At 67.3% G+C, this 20230-nt stretch carries 19 protein-coding genes; 12 read left to right on the top strand and 7 right to left on the bottom strand.

Annotation, left to right across the window (positions count from 1 at the left end; all coding sequences use genetic code 11):
- Positions 1-24: 24 nt before the first annotated feature.
- Positions 25-1011 (bottom strand): TRAP transporter substrate-binding protein, encoded by a 987-nt coding sequence (locus AC1RMY_RS19945; RefSeq protein ID WP_492867462.1) that lies wholly within the window; start codon positions 1009-1011, stop codon positions 25-27.
- A gap of 258 nt (positions 1012-1269) precedes the next feature.
- Between AC1RMY_RS19945 and AC1RMY_RS19950 the strand changes: the two genes are divergently transcribed.
- The 4 genes from AC1RMY_RS19950 to AC1RMY_RS19965 all read left to right on the top strand — a co-directional run bounded on the left by AC1RMY_RS19950 (position 1270) and on the right by AC1RMY_RS19965 (position 4540).
- A complete protein-coding gene (locus tag AC1RMY_RS19950; protein WP_492867463.1) occupies positions 1270-2220 on the top strand; it encodes a hypothetical protein in 951 nt (316 codons plus the stop codon).
- Positions 2204-2686 carry a hypothetical protein gene (locus AC1RMY_RS19955; protein WP_492867465.1) on the top strand — a complete coding sequence of 161 codons (483 nt, stop codon included), beginning with the start codon at positions 2204-2206 and terminating at the stop codon, positions 2684-2686. The genes AC1RMY_RS19950 and AC1RMY_RS19955 overlap by 17 nt, the downstream gene beginning before the upstream one ends.
- Positions 2687-2721: 35 nt before the next feature.
- Positions 2722-3168: a hypothetical protein gene (locus AC1RMY_RS19960; RefSeq protein WP_492867467.1), complete on the top strand. Its 447-nt coding sequence runs from the start codon at positions 2722-2724 to the stop codon at positions 3166-3168.
- Positions 3169-3394: 226 nt separating this feature from the next.
- Entirely contained in the window at positions 3395-4540 is a 1146-nt protein-coding gene (locus tag AC1RMY_RS19965) for a hypothetical protein (protein ID WP_492867469.1), read from the top strand.
- Between the two features lie 176 nt (positions 4541-4716).
- Here AC1RMY_RS19965 and pgm read toward each other — a convergent pair whose 3' ends face one another.
- The 3 genes from pgm to AC1RMY_RS19980 form a co-directional block, all read right to left on the bottom strand.
- Entirely contained in the window at positions 4717-6366 is a 1650-nt protein-coding gene (pgm, locus tag AC1RMY_RS19970) for a phosphoglucomutase (alpha-D-glucose-1,6-bisphosphate-dependent) (RefSeq protein ID WP_492867471.1), read from the bottom strand.
- A 126-nt stretch (positions 6367-6492) separates the two neighbouring features.
- Positions 6493-7524, bottom strand: coding sequence for an alpha/beta fold hydrolase (locus AC1RMY_RS19975; protein WP_492867473.1), 1032 nt, complete (start codon positions 7522-7524; stop codon positions 6493-6495).
- A 39-nt stretch (positions 7525-7563) separates the two neighbouring features.
- Positions 7564-8799 (bottom strand): allantoate amidohydrolase, encoded by a 1236-nt coding sequence (locus tag AC1RMY_RS19980; protein WP_492867475.1) that lies wholly within the window; start codon positions 8797-8799, stop codon positions 7564-7566.
- Positions 8800-9310: 511 nt separating this feature from the next.
- Between AC1RMY_RS19980 and AC1RMY_RS19985 the strand changes: the two genes are divergently transcribed.
- On the top strand, positions 9311-11392 hold the full coding sequence (locus tag AC1RMY_RS19985) for a HAMP domain-containing methyl-accepting chemotaxis protein (RefSeq protein WP_492867477.1): 2082 nt from the start codon (positions 9311-9313) through the stop codon (positions 11390-11392).
- Between the two features lie 191 nt (positions 11393-11583).
- Here AC1RMY_RS19985 and AC1RMY_RS19990 read toward each other — a convergent pair whose 3' ends face one another.
- Complete coding sequence (locus AC1RMY_RS19990; RefSeq protein ID WP_492867479.1) at positions 11584-12111, bottom strand: hypothetical protein; 528 nt, start codon at positions 12109-12111, stop codon at positions 11584-11586.
- A gap of 267 nt (positions 12112-12378) precedes the next feature.
- Between AC1RMY_RS19990 and AC1RMY_RS19995 the strand changes: the two genes are divergently transcribed.
- The 7 genes from AC1RMY_RS19995 (at position 12379) to groL (ending at position 19494) form a co-directional block, all read left to right on the top strand.
- Entirely contained in the window at positions 12379-12768 is a 390-nt protein-coding gene (locus AC1RMY_RS19995) for a c-type cytochrome (RefSeq protein WP_492867481.1), read from the top strand.
- A 425-nt stretch (positions 12769-13193) separates the two neighbouring features.
- Complete coding sequence (locus tag AC1RMY_RS20000) at positions 13194-14009, top strand: cytochrome c oxidase subunit II (protein ID WP_492867483.1); 816 nt, start codon at positions 13194-13196, stop codon at positions 14007-14009.
- Between the two features lie 76 nt (positions 14010-14085).
- Positions 14086-15879 carry a cbb3-type cytochrome c oxidase subunit I gene (locus AC1RMY_RS20005; RefSeq protein WP_492867485.1) on the top strand — a complete coding sequence of 598 codons (1794 nt, stop codon included), beginning with the start codon at positions 14086-14088 and terminating at the stop codon, positions 15877-15879.
- Positions 15876-16598, top strand: a complete 723-nt coding sequence (locus AC1RMY_RS20010) for a cytochrome c oxidase subunit 3 (protein ID WP_492867487.1) — start codon at positions 15876-15878, stop codon at positions 16596-16598. The genes AC1RMY_RS20005 and AC1RMY_RS20010 overlap by 4 nt, the downstream gene beginning before the upstream one ends.
- A 79-nt stretch (positions 16599-16677) precedes the next feature.
- Positions 16678-17400 carry a heme-copper oxidase subunit III family protein gene (locus tag AC1RMY_RS20015; protein WP_492867489.1) on the top strand — a complete coding sequence of 241 codons (723 nt, stop codon included), beginning with the start codon at positions 16678-16680 and terminating at the stop codon, positions 17398-17400.
- A gap of 11 nt (positions 17401-17411) precedes the next feature.
- A complete protein-coding gene (locus AC1RMY_RS20020) occupies positions 17412-17771 on the top strand; it encodes a cytochrome C oxidase subunit IV family protein (RefSeq protein WP_492867491.1) in 360 nt (119 codons plus the stop codon).
- A gap of 100 nt (positions 17772-17871) precedes the next feature.
- Positions 17872-19494 (top strand): chaperonin GroEL, encoded by a 1623-nt coding sequence (groL, locus tag AC1RMY_RS20025; protein ID WP_492867493.1) that lies wholly within the window; start codon positions 17872-17874, stop codon positions 19492-19494.
- A 7-nt stretch (positions 19495-19501) separates the two neighbouring features.
- Here the strand turns inward: groL and AC1RMY_RS20030 are convergent, their stop codons facing one another.
- Positions 19502-19696: a DUF6494 family protein gene (locus AC1RMY_RS20030; protein ID WP_492867495.1), complete on the bottom strand. Its 195-nt coding sequence runs from the start codon at positions 19694-19696 to the stop codon at positions 19502-19504.
- A gap of 42 nt (positions 19697-19738) precedes the next feature.
- Positions 19739-20068 (bottom strand): hypothetical protein, encoded by a 330-nt coding sequence (locus tag AC1RMY_RS20035; RefSeq protein ID WP_492867497.1) that lies wholly within the window; start codon positions 20066-20068, stop codon positions 19739-19741.
- Positions 20069-20230 lie beyond the last annotated feature (162 nt).

The raw sequence follows: 20230 nt of genomic DNA on the forward strand, positions 1-20230 counted from the left end.
CCGGAGACAGACGGGACGGGCGGCTCAGGCGCTGGCGGCGATGGCCTCGATCTTGTCGAGACCGCCGAGCCTCGGCGCGAAGGACGTCCAGACCTTGCGGGCGCCGGCCTCCCAGGCGGGACGGTCCTCGGGCTGCGCGATCTTGCCGCCCTCGGCCGCAGCCCTGGCCATCGAGGCCTCCTCGTCGGCGACGATCAGCTCGTCGAAATAGGCCGTGCCTTCGGCGGCGGCGGATGCGAGCGCCGCCTTCTCCTCGGCGGAGAGCCCCTTCCAGAAGGCGGCCGAGACCATGACGACGCCGCTCGCCCAGATATGGCCGGTCTCGATCAGCCAGGGCACGACCTCATATAGCCGGAAGCCGACATAGGCCGATTTGGTCAGGTCCATGCAGTCGACAACGCCCGTCTTCAGCGCATTGTAGGTCTCGGGGATCGGGATTGGCGTCGGATAGGCGCCGAGCCCCGACCAGAGCTCGGTATGGAGCGGGCTCTGGATGACGCGGATACGCTTGCCACGGATCGCGGCCGGCGTGGTCAGCGGCTCCCTGGCGAGGAGATGGCGCGCGCCATAATTGATGAAGCCGAGCACGACGAAGCCCTGCGCCTCGTATTTGCCCTTCAGCTCCGTGCCGAGCGGCCCGTCCAGCACGCGGCGCAGATGCCCGCGGTCGCGGAACAGGAAGGGCAAGTCGAGGAGCTGACCCTCCGGCACCCAGCCCGAGAGCGCCGAGATCGTCGAGAGCGACGCCTGCACCGAGCCGAGCCGCATGCCTTCAGCGACCTCCTTCTCGCCACCGAGCGCGGCATTGCCGACGACGCGCAGGTCGAAGCGGCCAGGCGCCGTCCGTTCGAGCGTCTGCGCCATGCGCCGCCAGATCTTCGTCTCCGGTTTGTCCTCGCCGAAGAGAGAAGCGACCGTCACGGGCCGGCCGGCGGCGCAAGCGCCGCGAGCGGCGAGGAGCGCCGGGGCGGCCAGCAGGCCGGCACCGACCATGCGGCGGCTCGGAAACATCCTTCCAGAACTCCTTTTCGGCGCTGCTTCATGCCTCGGCCGGAATGCGCATTCCCGCAAGACGGGCCGGCGCATCGCCGGAATGTAAGGATGCAGCTTGACGTCAGCCATCCCCAGCCAAAACAGGCGCGAGGGCACCCCAAGGGCAGCGGCGCGAAATCTCGTATTGATACGATTCCCGAAGAGTAGATACGCTGAAATCACTGATTCGCGTTGGCGTTCCCGAAGCTCCTCAGGCGCGATTTTCGAGGCCATCACTTGAACGCCCTCCCGGTTGCCTGTTCGAACGATTGGCTGGGCCCGTCAGCGCGCCTGGAGGAACAGCCCATCGCTGCGGCAGCGCTTCGCCACCCACCATCGCATCTCCCACCGGAAACCGGCCTGATCGCGCCGGATGTCGACCCGACCCAGAGGCTTTCACAGGCACAGCAGGGCTTTCTCGAATTGCGTCTCGAGGCTGCGCTGGGTCGTCTGGCGGCGATGGAGACGCTGCTCGCGGCCGAGCGTCTGCAACTGCGCGAGACGCAGGCCGCACTGGCCATGGCCGAACGCGCCCTGCAGCGACACCGCGAGACGATCGCCGCCTCGGACCTGCGTCGTCAGGACACGGCCGGCGAGATCGAGCGGTTGAAGCAGGGCCTGCATGAAGCCGCGCTCGAAAAGGCCCGGCAGGGACACCAGATCGCCGCGCTCGGCAACACGCTCGCCGGCAAGAGCGCCGAAATCGAACGGCTGAAGGAAGCCGGCGCCGGCATCGAGGCCGAGCTGCGGGCGGCTCGCAGCAAGCAGAACGTCGCATCGGACGCCTTGCAGCGGGAGTGCCTGCGGCTCGAGGAGGCCTTGCAGGGCGAACGTCGCGACAAGGTGCTGCTCCAGCGTGCGCTCGATCTCGCCCGCGCCAACCGGCGCGCGCTGCAGGAGCAGTTGCAGCAGCCGCCAGCCGCCCGGCCGCCGGACCACAGGATCGCGCTTCGCCTGCCGTCCGGCTCCAGCGCCATGCCCTTGCGCATCGAGGGGCCCTTGCGCATCGAGGGGCCCGCACGCGCCGAGGATAACACTTTGCCGGGCATCGCATTGCCTGCGACCGCATTCTTGCCTGCCGCCGTCCTGCCTGCTGCCCCATCCCTCGTCCAAACCATCGAACAGGAAGGGCCGATCCAGCCATCCTGTCCGGCGCTCACGGAGCACCTCCATGCAGCCTGCCATTAGCGACCTCGCCACCGTCACCAGCCTGCGCCAGAGCGGCCCGGCCTCGGAGCCGTTCCCGGGCGCCTCGGACAAGATCACGGCGTTTCCGGCGGCGCCCGCCCAGCAGGACGCGGCGCGGCCCGTCGCGGTGCCCGTGCCCGTGCCGGCGCCTGCTCCCGCCAGCCAGCAGCGCGACTGGCCGTCGGCGCTGGCGCTGATCGAGGAAACCAGCGAGGCGATCCGGATCAGCGACCTGCGCTATGCGCAGCTCGAGGAAAGGCTGCAGCAGACGATCTCGCAGGCGGCGGTCAATATGCGCGAGCTGGAAGCGCAGATCGCCACCGCCAACGAGATGCTGTGGCGCTCCGAGGAGCGGGCCCGGCAGGCCGAGGCGCGCGCCATGGAGGCGGAAGCCTGGCTCGCCCGCCTGCACGACGCCGTGACCACCTCCTTCTCGCAGGCCAACCGCCCGCAGTCGCGCGGCTGACCGTGACGCAGGAGGCTCCCAGTCTCAGCCGCGCCATGCTCCGGTCGCCGGGCTGGAGAGAGGCTGCCGAGCGGACCGAGGCTGGTCCGGCGCCCGCGCCGCAGCGCGCCCCTGCGCGCCGCAACGCCGGCAGGCCGGATCCCCGGGAGACGCTGGCGCTGGTGGAGAGCGCGGGCGCAGCCTTCGAGACGCTGCAGTTGCAGGTGCTGGGCGTCCTGCAGAAGGCGAAGGGTTCGCTTCAGGATGCGGATCGGGAGAAGGCCCAGCTTCAGGACGAGATCGAAGCCCTGGCGCGCGAGAAGGACGACTGGAGCCAGCGCGCCCAGAAGGCCGAGGCGACGCTCGACCGCGCCAACCAGGTGCTTCAGACCCAGCAGAGCGTTCTGGAGAAGGCTCTGCTGCGCGAGCGCGAGGCGGTGCAGCGCGCCTATATGCTCGAACTGAAGCTACGCCAGACGGGGGCAGGCGGGCGGCCGGGCTGACCTCCGCATCGATGCGGGGCGCGTCGTCACGCGCCTGCAGCAATTCCGGCCTTCCCGAGCAAAAGAAGTTGTTCGCAACTCTTCAAAGCCGATCTTCGGATGTTGCCAGGAATCACCGCGCGCCCTCTGCTGGCAGAGCGTTTCCAGCGCGGTCCTGAACATGTCAGCCGGGCTGCCGGCAGCGGCTACGTCCCGCGTCGATGGGGGGCAAGGTGGGGTGGCTTCGATGATCGGTGCAAGTCTGAGGCGCCTGATGGGCGGGCGGAGCGAGGAGCCGGAGCTGCGGCTGCCCAAGACCCTCGACGCGCCTGCCTTCGACGCGCCCGCGCTCTCCGCCAACGAGCCCGGCGAGCCGCCGGCGCCAGTTCCCGCGCCTGTGCACGAAACTCCGCCGAAGCCCGGCAGCTCTCACGAAGTCGGCCAGTTGATGGCCGCGATCAGCGACCAGTCCAACGAGCTCCAGACCGAATTCGCCAAGATCTCGAACTGGTCCGTCCAGCTCGACCTGCTGATGACGCGCACCGCGACCATGCAGCAGATCCTGCCCAAGTTCATCCAGACCTCGCAGGACCAGGCGGCCCAGATCGAGGAACTGACCGGACTCTGCAACCGGCAGGACCGCGAGATCAACGGCCTGCAGTTGGAGCTGGGCCACTACCGGCCGCTGGCGATGCGCTATGAGGAAGAGCTGCACCGCAGCCGCGCGGCGCTCGACCAGACGCAGAACTCGCTGTCCATGCTCGAAATCGAGCACGCCAAATTGCAGGGCGAGATCAACGGATTGCTGCAGCGGCTCTCCAGCACCGATTCGCGGGTGCAGCGCCTCTCGGAGGAGCGCCAGGTCGTCGAGCAGAAGCTGCTCGAGAAATCAGCCGCGGCGCAGAACCTGTCGCGCGAGGTCGCGATGCTGCGCTCCGATCTCGTGGCCTCCAGCGGCGAGAACCAGCGCCTGCAGCGCGACATCGCCGCGCTGACCGAGAAGATGAGCGGCGAGCGCGAAGCCTCGAACGAGGCGGCGAGCCAGGCCCAGGCGCGCATCACCGCCGCCCTGCAGACGATCAAGGAACTCGAAGCCCAGGCCGCGGCGGCAGCTGAGCGCGAGCGCAAGCTGGTCGACGACATCGCGCAGCGCGACAAGAGCGTCTACGACCTCGACATCAAGCTCTCGGCGCTGCAGTCGAAGGCCGACTTCCTGACCGGAGTGAACCACCAGCTCCGCAACGATCTGCGGCACCATATCGACCATGTCGGGACGCTGGAGCACTCGAACCGCCAGCTCATCGAGGCGATGTCGCGCAACCGCCAGGCGACCGAGGCCATCGGGCCGGACGGCTACGACGTGCCCCCGATGAAGGCCGCCAGCGGCGAGTGAGGCCGGGCCAAGGTTCGGGCCTGCCGCCTATTCGAGGAACCTCTGGGTCATCCCGGACAAGCCGCACAGCGGCGCAGCTCCGGGATCCATCGTAGAGCGCAGTTCCCTACGATGGATCCCGGAGTTCCGCTGCGCTCCATCCGGGATCACGGCGGAGGATGATGCGATCAGCCCGCTCACCCAGCCGCAAACGCCGCGTTGATGATCGCCTGTGCGTCTTCCTGGATGCGGCGCAGATGGGCGTCGTCGCGGAAGCTCTCGGCGTAGATCTTGTAGACCTCCTCCGTGCCCGAGGGGCGGGCGCAGAACCAGCCTTCAGCCGTCACGACCTTGACGCCGCCGATCGCAGCGCCGTTGCCGGGCGCTTCGTTGAGGACGGCCGTGATCGGCTCGCCGGCGAGCGTGTCGGTCGCGACCTGCGCGCGCGACAGCGTCTTGAGCACGGCCTTCTGCTCGCGGGTGGCAGGCGCATCGACGCGGGCATAGAGCGGCGCTCCCAGCTCCTTCGTCAGCGCGATATAGCGCTCGCCAGGGTCGGAGCCGGTGACGGCGGCGATCTCGGCCGCGAGCAGGCCAAGGATCAGGCCGTCCTTGTCGGTCGACCAGCTCGTGCCGTCGCGGCGCAGGAAGGAGGCGCCGGCGCTCTCCTCGCCGCCGAAGCCGAAGCTGCCGTCCGAGAGCCCGTCGACGAACCATTTGAAGCCGACGGGAACCTCGACCAGCCGGCGCCCGAGCCTGGCCGCGACGCGGTCGATCATCGCGCTGCTGACGATCGTCTTGCCGATGCCGGTATCGCTGCGCCAGCCGGGACGGTGCGTGAAGAGATAGTCGATCGAGACCGCGAGGTAGTGGTTGGGATTCATCAGCCCGCCGCTGCGGGTCACGATGCCGTGCCGGTCGGCGTCGGTGTCGTTGGCGAAGGCAACGTCGAAACGGTCCTTCATGCCGATCAGGCTGGCCATCGCATAGGGCGAGGAGCAGTCCATGCGGATCTTGCCGTCCCAGTCGGCGGGCATGAAGGCGAAGGTCGGATCCAGAGTCGTGTCGACGACGGTCGCGTTCAGGCCGTAGCGCTCGATGATCGGCGCGTAGTAGTCGAGCCCGGCGCCGCCAAGCGGATCGATGCCGATGCTGACGCCGGAGGCGCGAATCCTGTCCATATCGACGACCGTGGCGAGGTCTTCGACATAGGCCGGGAGATAGGCGTGTCGCCGGACGAAGTCCGAGGCCAGCGCCTTCGCATAGGGCATGCGCCTGATCTCGGCGAGCCCGCCCGCCATCAGCTCATTGGCCTTGCGCTCGATCCAGCCGGTCGCGTCGGTATCGGCCGGGCCGCCATGAGGCGGATTGTATTTGAAGCCGCCATCGGCCGGCGGGTTGTGCGAGGGCGAGATCACCACGCCATCGGCGAGACCCGTGCCGCGGCCGCGGTTATGCGTGATGATCGCATGCGAGACGACCGGGGTCGGCGTGAAGCGCAGCTTCTCGTCGACCAGCGTGGTCACGCCATTGGCGGCGAAGACCTCGAGCGCACTCTCGAAGGCCGGGCGCGACAGCGCATGGGTGTCGATACCCATGAAGAGCGGGCCGTCGATCCCCTTCTCCTTGCGGTAGAGGCAGATCGCCTGGGCGATCGCCAGGATATGCGCCTCGTTGAAGGAGAGCAGGAAGGAGGAGCCGCGATGGCCCGAGGTGCCGAAGGCGACGCGCTGCGCCGCCTGCGCCGGATCGGGCCGGTCGAAATAGGCTTTGGTCAGCTTGGCGACATCCACGAGGAGGCTGGGATCGAGCGGCTTCCCGGCGAGCGGGCTCACGGTGGACGTCATCAGGTTTCCTCGGCAACGAAACGAAAAGCTCGGTTCACGACGTCCGGATGAAGCCTGTGTTCCCATCCGTCAATCATGTCCGCCGCCTCCGGCCGCAAAACCCGGGCCAGACGCGGCGACGTGCGCTCACTGGCTCAGCAGAGCGTCGATCTTGTGACGCAGAAAAGCCCGGTCGGCGGCAATGTGGATCGGGTTGCCGGCCCGGTGGCCGTAGATCGACGGGATCGGGCTGAGCTCGGCCGAGCGTGCATTGACCAGCAAGGGCAGCTCGGCCTCGTTGTCGGCAACCTGAAAATAGCTGTCCGTCCGGCCCGGCAGCAGCAGGACCCGCGCGGTGACGGCGGAAAGCGCAGCCGCGAGATCCCCGCCAAACGCGGCGCAGCGGCTGACATCGCCGTCCTGCCAGGTCACGATCTGGGCGAGAAGGTCGTTGGCGTCGCGCCGCGCGAAGGCGCCGTCCCAGGATCGCGCCAAGAAATCCTCCAGCGTTTCGAAACCGAGGCCGCGCCACGCCTCCTCGCGATAGAAGCCGTGCGACAACGCCCAGCCTGCATAGACCCGGCCCATCGCCCGCATCCCTGCGACCGGCGACGCGAGGAAGCGGCCGTTCTGAAAGGCGGGATCGGCGGTCAGCGCCGCCTTCACCCCTTCGAGGAAGACATGATTGAACGGCGCGCAGCGGGCACTGCCGCAAACCACCGCCGCGCGCTCGACCATGTCCGGATACAGCGCCGCCCAGTGATAGGCCTGCATGCCGCCCATCGACCAGCCATAGACCAGTGCGAGCCTGTCGATGCCGAGTTCCTCGAGCAGCAGGCGATGCTGGACCGCGACGGCATCATGGTAGCTGACCAGCGGGAAACGGCCATCGATCCAGGCCGCCGGCGCGTTCGAGGGCGAGGAGGACAGGCCGTTGCCGAAGAGGTTGGGGATGACGATGAAGTAACGCTCGGGATCGAGAACGCCATCGCGCGAGACCAGCCACTGCGTATCATGGTGCTGTGCGCTGAAGGAGGTCGGATAGAGGATGACGTTGTCGCGCGCGGCGTTCAGCCGGCCGAAGGTCTTGTAAGCCAGCTTCATGTCCGGAAAGACGATGCCGGACTGAAGGGTGACATCGCCAGCCGCGAAAACCGCGTGATCTTCGGTATCAATCATGCTCGCTGCTCCGGCCACTTGTACCTGCCCAGGGCTCGATCAACCCGTACGATCGGCGCGGGCGATGATGGCGTGCAGCAGAACGTTCGTCCCGGCCGCCGCATCCTCGCGCCGGCAATCCTCGAACTCGCTATGCGAGATGCCGTCCTTGCAGGGCACGAAGATCATCTGCGTCGGACAATAGGGCGCCATCCGGATGGCGTCATGGCCGGCTCGCGAGCGCAGGCGCATCGTGCTGAAGCCCTGTTGCGCGGCGATCTCCTCGATCAGCCCGGCGAGAGCGGGATCGAAATCGACCGCCTCGCGATCCGGCGACGCCTCGACCTCGATCGCGATACCCGTGCGCCGGGCGATCGCGGCGGCGGCCCCGGCGATCTCGCGCCGCATCGCGGCCATGCCGGCACGGTCAGGATGCGTGCCGGAATAGGTAAAGACGACGCGGTGGGGGATGTTGATCCGGTTGTTGGGCCAGAGCCGCAGAGAAGCGACGCCGGCCGATCCGACCGGCGCATTGCGATGGCCGATCGCCTCGATCGCCGTGATCAGCTCCGCCGCGGCGGCGAGCGGATTGCGGCGCTGGCCCATCGGCGTCGCCTGCGCATGGGCGTTGTCGCCGAGCAGGGTCACGTCCGCGAAGCAGTTGAACTCGCCGCCCTCGACCACGCCGATGACGTGCCCGGCCTCCTGCAGGCGGTCGCCCTGCTCGATATGCAGCTCGAAATAGCTGTCGACCGGCCGCTGCAGCGGCGCATCACCGAGTTGGCGGATACGTGCCAGCGCCTCGGCGACGGAAACGCCGGAAGGGTCCTTCGCGGCATGGGCCGCAGCCAGCGGAAGCTGGCCGGTGAACACCGCCGAGCCCATCAGGCCGGGCGCGAAGCGGGCGCCCTCCTCGTTCGTCCAGTTGACGATCTCGATGGGATGGCGGGTCCGCAGGCCCACCTCGTCCAGGGCGCGGATGCAGGCCAAGCCCGCCACGACGCCGAGCACGCCGTCGAACTTGCCGCCCGGCGACTGCGTGTCGAGATGGCTGCCGACGAAGACCGGCGGCAGGCGGGGTTGCGTTCCCTCGCGCCTCCCGAAGACATTGCCGATCGGATCGACCGAGACGCTCAAGCCCGCCTGCTCGAACCAGTAGCGCAACAGGCTGCGAGCGGCGCCATCGGCTTCCGTCAAAGCCAGGCGGTCGCAGCCTCCGGCCGGCAAAGCGCCGATCTGCGCGAGCGTCATGATGTCGGACCACAGGCGCTCGTCGTCGACGGCAAGGCTGGGCAAAGGCTTTTCTCCGTGTCGGGCGCCGCTTGGTCGGGCGGGCCAGCCTGCCCCGTCGAACGCAGAGTATGCAACGCTCAATGCATCATGGCCGAGCCGACCGCGACGCGCCTCCTGTGCAGATGATCAGCCGAGCAGGCTGCGGACGATCAACATGAAAACGGCCCCCCCGAGGTCGATCAGGGCATCGGGAAGATCGAAATCGGACCTGTGCCGATGGGGCGAGTTTCCCGCTGGCGCCATGCTTCTCCCGCCATGCCCCCCGGATGCGAGTGAAGTGCGGCGCAAAACTTCGTTAAGACAGCGCCTGTAGAGCTCTTAACCATCGGATCGGATCACAGAACCGGAACGTCGCCCGGCCCGGATCGCGGGCTAAGCGATCCAAACCGGTCGGGGCGGCCAGCGCCCCATGAAGCGACGATGGGGAAACGGCCGACCGCCTGCCTTCGACGCAAGATCGAACCGAGCCTGTCCCGCCGTTCCGCAACGCCCCACCGCCGAAAGCTGACCTGCCATGCTGAAGCACGCCTCCATCGTGTCGAAATCCATCGGCGTCGTCGCCGTGATGAGCGTCGTCGCCATCGTCATCGCGCTCGTCGGCTGGACCGGGCTGACCCAACTCAAGCGCTCGATGCTCGATGTCGAGCAGACCGGCGGTATCGCGCGCGAGGCGATGGATCTGCGCATCGACATCATCGCGATCAGCCGGATGACCTACCAGCTCGCGCGCCAGCCCGAGAAGCACGCGGATTTCGCGACCGAATCCGAGCGGCGCATGAAGGAGATGCTGGCGAGGCTGCCGATCCTGGAAGCGATGGCCGATGCCGAGGAGAAGCGGCTGATCGGCGATGTCCGCGCCAAGCTCGGCAGCTATTTCGACAAGATCCGCGCGATGGTGGCGGCGTCCCGGAGCGCGACCGGCGATCGCTCGGCGGTCGAGGCCGCGCTCGCCGCCTGTCTCGACGGCCAGAAGGCCGTGACCGACGCGGTCAAGGCCTACACCACCTATTCCGGCAAGGCGATCGAGGCGACACGCGACAGCGCCTTCGCCGCAGCCGATCGCTTCCTCATGGTGCAGGTCGTCGTCGCCGTCATCGGCATCCTCGGCGGGCTTCTGCTGAGCCTGTTCGTGGCGCGCCGCGGCATCCTGCTGCCGCTGCGCGGCCTCAACGGCACGATGCACCGTATCGCCGACGGCGATCTCGACAGCGCCGTCGAGGGCACAGACCGGCGCGACGAGATCGGCCAGATGGCCGCCTCGCTGCAGATCCTGCGCGACAATCTGCAGAAGATGCGCGCGCTCGAGCAGCAGGAGCGCGAGGCGTCCGCACGCCGCCTGCGCGCGGCGGAGAGCATGGCCCTGGTCGTGACGGATGTCGGCGCGGTCGTGTCTGCTGCGGCAGCGGGTGATTTCTCGGCGCGTCTGCAGATCGAGCAGGCCGACGAGCAGATGCAGAAGCTGGTCGCCGGGATCAACGAGATCAACGCCGTGGTCGATTCGGCGACGAGCGAATTCGCCAGGGCGCTGTCGGCGGTCGCCGGGGGCGATCTCACCGTACGGGTCGATTCGGCCTATCGCGGCAAGTTCGCCGAGCTCAAGGGCGCGATCAACGAGACCGTCGACCGGCTGTCCTCGACGGTGCGCACGATCCAGGTGACCTCGGCCGATGTCGGCCTCGCCGCCCGCGAGATCAACATGGGCGCCGACGACCTGTCGAAGCGCACCGAGGAGCAGGCGTCGAGCCTGGAAGAGACCGCCGCCACGACCGAGGAGCTCGCCGCTTCCGTCAAGGCCTCGGCCCAGGCCTCGAAGGATGCAGCCGCCATCGCCACCGAGGCGATGCAGGCAGCTCAAAGCGGCGGCGCCATCGCCGGCCAGGCGGTCGAGGCCATGGCCCGGATCGAGAGCGCCTCGCAGAAGATCTCCGACATCATCCGGGTGATCGACGACATCGCCTTCCAGACCAACCTGCTGGCGCTGAACGCCGCGGTGGAAGCGGCGCGCGCGGGCGATGCCGGCAAGGGCTTCGCCGTCGTCGCCTCGGAGGTGCGCACCCTGGCACAGCGCTCCAGCGCCGCCGCCAAGGACATCTCCGGCCTGATCTCGTCCTCGAACCTGGAGGTCGGCGAGGGCGTCAAGCTGGTGCGCCAGGCCGGCGAGCAGCTCGACCAGATCCTGGCCTCCTCGAAGAAGGTCGCCGCCACCATCGCCGACATCTCGGCCGCCGCCGGCGAACAGGCCAACGGCATCGACGAGATGAGCCAGGCCGTCGCCCATCTCGACGAGATGACGCAAGCGAACGCCGCGTTGTCAGAGCAAAGCGCCGCATCCGCCGCCTCCCTCTCCTCCCGCATCGGACAGCTCAACGACCTCGTCGCAGCCTTCAGGACAGGGCAGGAGGGCGCCGCCGCCCACCACCAGCCGGCAGCGCCCGCCGCCTCCGAGCCCGAGCGCCTGCGCAAGCTCGCCGAGGCCGCCTTCGTGCAGGCCAAGGCGGCCGCGCCCCGCACGCCTGCCGCCGCGCCTGCCCCGCGCGCGCCGGTCAAAAAGGTGGCCAACGGCCGCGCTGGCGATGCCGGATGGGAAGAGTTCTGAGCCGGCGCAGCCAGCTGAAACGAGCCCGAACATTTCGAGGCCAGCACCACGTATTCGAGTGCGCGTCATCCTGGACGGAGCAAAGCCCAGATCCGGGATCCATGCCTGAAGCTTGATCAGGAACATTCCGGCATGGATCCCGGGTCAAGCCCGGGATGACACCGCGTGGGTCCGCGCACACTCAGCTTGCGCTATCCGGGCTTCCCGAGGATCGTCGCAACCTCCTCCGCATCGATCCGCCGCCGCTCGGACAGTACCCCGGCGATCTTCTTCTGCGCCGCGATCATGCGGGGCGCATAGAGGATGGCGGTGGCGGCCCTGGCGCAACGGTCCCGAAAGGCCGCCTCGTCCGGCGGGCGTAGGAAGGCGATATAGGGCAGCATCTGCTCGATATCGTCGGCGTGGGACTGGATCGCGCCGGGATACCATTTCACGCCCTCGCCCTGGTTCCAGTAGATCATCTCGCCGCAATATCCGGCAGAGAGGATCACGACTTCCGCCTCGGCACGGGCGGCATCCTCCGACCGCCCGGCGCGAAAACCGCGCTCATAGGGCAGGAAGCAGGTTTCACCGGTGACGCCATAGGGCGGCCGCAGCCAGGCATGGCTGATGAAGCGCCGGTGATGCCAGCCGACGACGATATGGCCGGCCTCGTGGAAGGCGCAGGCGGCGCGGCGGATGTCGACGGGGATGGCGCTCAGGTCGACGCGCGGTCTCATGCTTTCTCCTGCTCGCGCGCTACGTCGTCATCGCACCCGCCATGCCCAGCCCCGCCAGCTTCCCGATGGGCCGTCATCAAGCCAGCACGTCGGCTCAGTCGGTTCGGAACGAGATTTACGGCGGCACGAGCCAATTGCGAAGGCGGGAGCTTTGCGGTGCCGGATTGGAGAGTGGCCCGCGATGGTATAAGAACAATGAGAAAGACTGCGCGGCTCCGTCGCCGGTCTGCCGGAAAGATCGCCTCCAGATGAGAGGGGAGATATCCGATGGCGCGTTGGACCGTACTCGCCCTGTCGCTGCTCGCGGCATGGCCCCCTTCAGCCCGAGCGGCCGGCGACCCTGCCGCGGGCGAGAAGGTCTTCCTGAAATGCCGCGCCTGCCACCAGATCGGCGAGACGGCGAAGAACGCCGTCGGACCGAAGCTGAACGGGCTCCTCGGCCGGCCGGCCGGATCGATCGAAGGCTACAGCTATTCTCCTGCCAACAAGAACTCCGGCCTCGTCTGGGACGAAGCGACCTTCCGCGACTACATCAAGGCGCCGCCGGCGAAAATCCCCGGCACCAAGATGGTGTTCCCGGGCCTCAAATCGGAGACCGAAACCGACGACATCGTCGCCTTCCTCAAGCAATTCGACGCAGACGGAAAGAAAAAATAACCGGATCGCCGCGCGATTTCAGATCGCACGCGGCCTGACGCGGCCCGGCATCAATTGACAAGGATCGCGAGCGGGACGACAACATTCGACGACTATGGCTGCCGGGCCTGAATGCCTCGCGGCGAGTGCACGTGCTTCGGGCCAGGATTGGCCCTCCAGGCGAGCCGAGGTTCGGCGATGGCTAGGAGAAAGCAACGTTCCAAACCCGCGGGCGCGCTCCGCCGAGCATGCGCCCCACGGCCTCCATGTGCCGCGCCTCCCTTCGCCGTTTCCCAACTTTTCGCCGGCGAGTTCCGCTGCCGGCCGTGCCGTTTCAGCGTTTTCATACCGAGCAGGAGTTCGTCTTCGTAGCGTCGCGATGCGGCCCTCGCGCCGCGACGGCTCCTGGATGCTGTTCATCGTTGCCCGGCAAGGGATGACAGGGGATGGCTATCGCGATCGCACTGGCTCTGGTGGTCATAGGCTCGGTGGTGTTCCACTTCGTGAGCCCGTGGTGGTGGACGCCGATCGCCTCCAATTGGGGCTATATCGACGACACCCTGATCATCACCTTCTGGATCACCGGCGTCGTCTTCGCCGCGGTCGTGCTGTTCATGGCCTATTGCGTCCTGCGCTTCCGCCATCGCGAGGGCCAGCGCGCCGCCTATGAGCCCGAGAACAAACGTCTCGAATGGTGGCTCGCGATCGGCACCGGCATCGGCGTCATCGCCATGCTCGCACCGGGCCTCGTTGTCTGGAAGCAGTTCGTCACGGTGCCCGCCGATGCCGCGACCGTCGAGATCGTCGGCCAGCAATGGCAGTGGAGCTACCGTCTGCCGGGCGCGGACGGCCGGCTCGGCGCGACCGATGTCGCGCATGTCACCCCGGAGAACCCGTTGGGTCTCGCCCCGAACGACCCGCACGGGCAGGACGACGTCATCATCCAGGGCGACCAGCTCCATCTGCCGCTCGGCAAGCCGGTGAAGCTCCTGCTGCGCTCGCTCGACGTCCTGCACAATTTCTACGTGCCGGAATTCCGCGCCAAGATGGACATGATCCCGGGCGTCGTCACCTATTACTGGCTGACCCCGACCCGGACCGGCACGTTCGAAGCGCTCTGCGCCGAACTCTGCAGCACCGGCCACGCCTTCATGCGTGGCGGCGTCGTGGTCGAGCCGGGCAGCAACTACCAGGCCTGGCTGCAGCAACAGAAGACCTTCGCCCAATTGCAAGCGCCGTTCAGGGCGCAGGCGAGGAACTAGGGAAGAACGAGGAGCGGATCCGGGACGAGCCCCGAGACGGGCCGTCGGATCCGGCAGGGAGCGGAAGGGTGTCCTGATGGCGGACGTGACGCATGGCATTGGAGGAAAGGCTGGCGTGGCAGGCCCGGCTTCCGTGGTGGGGCACGACGATGTCGAGCTCTACCATCCGAAGAGCTGGGTCACGAAATACGTCTTCTCGCAGGACGCCAAGGTCATCGCCATCCAGTACTCGCTGACCGCACTGGCGATCGGGCTGGTCGCACTGGTGCTGTCCTGGCTGATGCGGATGCAGCTCGCCTTCCCCGGCTTCCTCGCCTTCATCGACGCGGATTTCTACTACCAGCTCATCACCATGCACGGGATGATCATGGTGATCTACCTGCTGACGGCGCTCTTCCTCGGCGGCTTCGGCAACTATCTGATCCCGCTGATGCTCGGCGCGCGGGACATGGTCTTTCCTTACGTGAACATGCTGAGCTTCTGGATCTATTTCCTCGCGGTCATGGTCCTCGTCGGCGGCTTCTTCGTTCCGGGCGGGCCGACCGGCGCGGGCTGGACCCTCTACCCGCCGCAGGCGATCCTCGCCAATACGCCCGGCCAGCAATGGGGCATCGTGATCATGCTGGCCTCGCTGATGCTGTTCATCATCGGCTTCACCATGGGCGGGCTGAACTATGTCGTGACCGTGCTGCAGGGACGCTGCCGGGGCATGACCCTGATGCGCATGCCGCTGACGATCTGGGGCATCTTCACCGCCACCGTCATGGCGCTGCTCGCCTTCCCGGCGCTCTTCGTCGGCGCGGTGATGATGACGCTGGATCGGCTCATCGGCACGAGCTTCTTCATGCCCTCGATCGTCGCGATGGGCGAGCGGCTGGCCTATCGCGGCGGCAGCCCGATCCTGTTCCAGCACCTGTTCTGGTTCTTCGGCCACCCGGAGGTCTACATCGTCGCGCTGCCGGCCTTCGGCATCGTCTCCGACCTGATCAGCACCCATGCCCGCAAGAACATCTTTGGCTATCGCATGATGGTCTGGGCGCTGGTCGCGATCGGGGCGCTCAGCTTCGTGGTCTGGGCGCACCACATGTATGTCAGCGGCATGCATCCGGCCTTCGGCTTCTTCTTCGCGACGACGACGCTGATCATCGCCATCCCGACCGCGATCAAGGTCTACAACTGGGTTCTGACGCTCTGGCGCGGCGACATCCACCTGACCGTGCCAATGCTGTTCGCGCTCGGCTTCATCGTCACCTTCGTCAATGGCGGGCTGACCGGGCTCTTCCTCGGCAATGTCGTCGTCGACGTGCCGCTCTCCGACACGATGTTCGTCGTCGCGCATTTCCACATGGTGATGGGGGTCGCGCCGATCCTCGTCGTCTTCGGCGCGATCTATCACTGGTATCCGAAGATCACCGGGCGCATGCTCAATGACGCGCTCGGCAAGCTGCATTTCTGGGTCACTTTCCTGGGCGCCTACGCGATCTTCTTCCCGATGCACTATATCGGGCTGATGGGCGTGCCGCGGCGCTATCACGAGATGGGTGCGATGAGCTTCGTGCCGCCCTCGACCGTGGACCTCAACATCTTCATCACCGTGGTCGCGCTGATCGTCGGCGCGGCGCAGCTCGTCTTCCTGTTCAACCTGTTCTGGAGCCTGAAGCGCGGCCAGCCCTCGGGCGGCAATCCCTGGCGCGCGACGACGCTCGAATGGCAGACGCCGCAGACGCCGCCCGCCCATGGCAACTGGGGCAAGGAACTGCCGGTGGTCTATCGCTGGGCCTATGACTACAGCGTGCCCGGCGCCGCGCAGGACTTCCTGCCGCAGAACCAGCCGCCCGAGCCGGGCGTCACGGAGGGAGCGCGGGCATGATCGTGATCGTCACCTTCATGGTCGTCCTGGCGGGCTTCGCGGGCTGGTGGCTGCTGCGCCAGGGGCTCGCCAGCAAGCCCTGGCTCGAGGTCGGCGTCTCCGGCGAGGCCGCATGGACCGGGCCGGCGCCCAGGCCCACGGCGAGGCTCGGCCTCATGGCTTTCCTCACCGTCGCCGGCTCGCTCTTCGCGCTGCTCGTCAGCGCCTATTTCATGCGCATGGGCATGGCCGACTGGCGCGCGCTGCCGATGCCGATCGTGCTGTGGTTCAGCACGGGCCTGCTGATGCTGAGCAGTCTCGCGCTGCAGACCACGGTCACCGCCGCGCGCCGCGCCGAACTCGACGGCATTCGCTCCGGCCTGCTCGCCGCGGGGGTGTCGGCGCTGGCCTTCCTCGCCGGCCAGTTGCTGGCCTGGCGCGAGTTGGCCGATGCGGGCTATTTCGCCGCCTCGAACCCGGCCGGCGCCTTCTTTGGCCTGGTCACCGCGATCCACGGCCTGCACATGCTCGGCGGTCTCGTGGCGCTGTGGCGCGTCACGGCGAAAGCCTTCGCCATTCCGATGGGCAGCACGCCCCAGGCGATCGGCGCCTTGCGGCTCAGCGTCGAGCTCTGCGCCACCTACTGGCACTTCCTGCTCGCGGTCTGGCTCGTGCTGTTCGCCCTGCTGATGCGGTGGGCGGACGAGTTGATCGAGATCTGCCGTGCATTGGTGACCTAGAGCCAAGGATCGAGAGCATGATGTCGTCCGAAATCCGGCTCCCACTTTTCGGCATCATGCTCCAGCGAGGTTGCGAGCGATGAACGAGGTCCTGCCATCGACGGCTCATTCCGAGGCCGCCCCATCCGCCGGACTGCCCGGCCTCGTCTCGGACTGGTCGTCTGACCGGCGGGCGTTCAAGGACGTCTCCTGGGGGAAGGCCATGATGTGGGTCTTCCTGCTCAGCGACACCTTCGTCTTCGCCACCTTCCTGATCTCCTACATGACGGCGAGGATGTCGACGACCGTGCCCTGGCCCAACCCGAGCGAGGTCTTCGCGCTCGAGATCGCCGGGCACCACCTGCCGCTCATCCTGATCGCGATCATGACCTTCGTCCTGATCAGCAGCAGCGGCACGATGGCGATGGCGGTGAACTTCGGCTACCGGCGCGACCGCAGGAAGACGGCGATCCTGATGCTGGCGACCGCCCTGCTCGGCGCGACCTTCGTCGGCATGCAGGCCTTCGAATGGTCCAAGCTGATCTCGGAGGGCGTGCGTCCCTGGGGCAATCCCTGGGGCGCGGAGCAGTTCGGCGCGAGCTTCTTCATGATCACCGGCTTCCACGGCACGCATGTCACAATCGGCGTGATCTTCCTCCTGATCATCGCCCGCAAGGTCTGGCGCGGCGACTTCGACAGCGGCCGGCGCGGCTTTTTCACCAGCCGCAGGGGCCAATACGAGATCGTCGAGATCACCGGGCTCTACTGGCACTTCGTCGATCTCGTCTGGGTCTTCATCTTCGCGCTGTTCTATCTCTGGTGAGAGGGGCCGCCATGTCGCACACCACCGGCCACGCCGAAATCCAGCCCGCGACGCAGAGCGAGGGACAGCACCATCCGATCCGGCTCTATCTCGTCGTCTGGGTCTGGCTGTTCGTCCTCAGCGCCTGCTCCTACATGGTCGATCTCTTCCACCTCACCGGCTATCTGCGCTGGTCGCTGATCCTGCTCTTCATGGCGTTGAAGGCCGGGCTGATCATCGCCGTCTTCATGCACATGGCCTGGGAGCGCCTGGCGCTGAGCTACGCGATCCTGCTCCCGCCGACGCTGCTGCTGGTCTTCGTGGGGATCATGATCCTGGAATCCGACTACACGCTGCTGTCCCGGGCGACCTTCTTCACGGGCGGCTCGTGAGCCGGCGATGTTCTGGAGACGGGCATGACTTCCCGGCTCGCCATGCGGGCCGCACGATCATGCCCCGCAAGCTTGCGACCGTCAGAGGAGGGTCCGACCCATGGCTGCCAAGGAGCTGAAATTCTCGTCGGAAGCGCGCGACAAGATGCTGCGCGGCGTCGACATCCTCGCCAATGCCGTCAAGGTCACGCTGGGGCCGAAGGGTCGGAACGTCGTGATCGAGAAGAGCTTCGGTGCGCCACGCATCACCAAGGACGGCGTCGCGGTCGCCAGGGAGATCGAACTCCCCGACAAGTTCGAGAACATGGGCGCGCAGTTGGTGCGCGAGGTCGCCTCGAAGCAGCATGATGCCGCCGGCGACGGCACCACGACCGCGACCGTGCTCGCCCATGCCATCGTCCGGGAAGGCGCCAAGGCGGTCGCCGCCGGCATGAACCCGATGGACCTGAAGCGCGGCATCGACATGGCGGTCGACGCCGTGGTCGCCGATTTCAGGAAGAACGCCAAGACGGTGACGGCCAACAGCGAGATCGCCCAGATCGGCACGATCTCGGCCAATGGCGACGGCGAAATCGGCCGGATGATCGCCGCGGCGATGAAGAAGGTCGGCAATGAGGGCGTCATCACCGTCGAGGAGGCCAAGACCGCCGAGACCGAGCTCGACATCGTCGAGGGCATGCAGTTCGACCGGGGCTACATCTCGCCCTACTTCATCACCGATCCCGAGAAGCTGCGCGTCGAGCTTGAGGACGCCTATGTCCTGATCCACGAGAAGAAGCTCTCCTCCCTGCAGGCCCTGCTGCCGCTGCTCGAGGCGACGATGCAGTCCGGCAAGCCGCTGCTGATCATTGCCGAGGATGTCGAGGGCGAGGCGCTGGCGACGCTCGTTGTCAACAAGCTGCGGGCCGGCTTGCGGATCGCAGCCGTCAAGGCACCGGGCTTCGGCGATCGCCGCAAGGCGATGCTGGAGGACATCGCGATCCTGACCGCCGGGCAGATGATCTCGGAGGATCTCGGCATCAAGCTCGAGACCGTCACGCTGCAAATGCTCGGCCGCGCCAAGAAGATCACGATCGAGAAGGAGACCACGACGATCATCGACGGCGCCGGCAAGAAGAAGGACATCGCGGACCGGGTCGCCCAGATCAAGGCGCAGATCGAGGAGACCACCTCCGACTACGATCGCGAGAAGCTGCAGGAGCGCCTCGCAAAGCTCTCCGGCGGCGTCGCGGTGATCCGCGTCGGCGGCGCGACCGAGGTCGAGGTCAAGGAGAAGAAGGACCGCGTCGACGACGCCATGCATGCGACCCGCGCGGCGGTCGAGGAAGGCATCCTGCCGGGCGGCGGCGTGCCGCTCCTGCGGGCGCTCAAGGCGCTCGGCGGCCTCAAGCCGGTCAATGGCGACCAGAAGACCGGGGTCGACATCGTGCGCCGCGCCCTGCAGGCCCCGGCGCGCCAGATCATCGAAAATGCCGGCGCGGACGGCGCGGTCGTGGTCGGCAAGCTGCTCGAGGCGAACGACTACAACTGGGGCTATAATTCCGCGACGGGCGAATATCAGGACCTGGTGGCGAATGGCGTGATCGACCCGGCCAAGGTCGTGCGCACGGCGCTGGAGGACGCCGCCTCGATCGCCTCGCTGCTGATCACCACCGAGGCGCTGGTCGCCGAACTGCCGAAGAAAGAAGCGCCGCCGGCCATGCCGGGCGGCATGGATTTCTAGGCGACGATCATCGCAGGTCGATCGTCGTCTCGACGACGTGCCGCAGCGCCGGTGCGTCCTCCGAGGTCAGCGTCATGCGAAGCCGCAGGCTGTGTCCCGGCAGCGCGCCTTCCCGCGCCGTGCGTTCGATCTCGCGTTGCGAGGTCACCCCGACCTCCTTCAGGAACTTGCGGACGGCCATGTTGAAGCGGTCCTCGTCCATGATCGACCTCCAGAGTTGCCGGCAGGGCTTCCGACGGCGCTGTCAGGCGGAGCGCCGGAGCCGTGCGGCGATGTCGGGGCGATGCCGATTGAGCCAGGCGGTCGCGGCGGCGCCGTCGACGCGACACTCGAACGTCGCCCAGGACGGGTCCTCCCGCGTCTCGATCTCCAGCCGGTCGCGGGCGTAGCGGATCAGTTCGTGCAGCGCCTCATAGCCGGGGCGCGCCTCCAGCCCATCGGCGACCCAGGGCACCGACCAGTCCTTGCCGGCGAGCAGGATGATCACGCGGGCGTCGGCAACCTCGAACCAGGGCGTGGCGTCGAACGCGACCCGCATCGCCTCATCGGCCGTGTGGCACTGTGCCTGGATCATGATCCGCTCCTGCCGACCGGACAGCGCCCCGCATGATAGCGCAAAGCGAGCGGCGATGCGCGCGCCATGTGACCACCCCCGCCCGCAAAATGCCGCAATGCAGCATAATGATAAGCCTGCTTATAATAAGGACACTTCCCTTGGCCCCGCGTCCGCCACGCC

The sequence above is a fragment of the Allobosea sp. GW822-FHT03F07 genome (genome assembly GCF_058801345.1).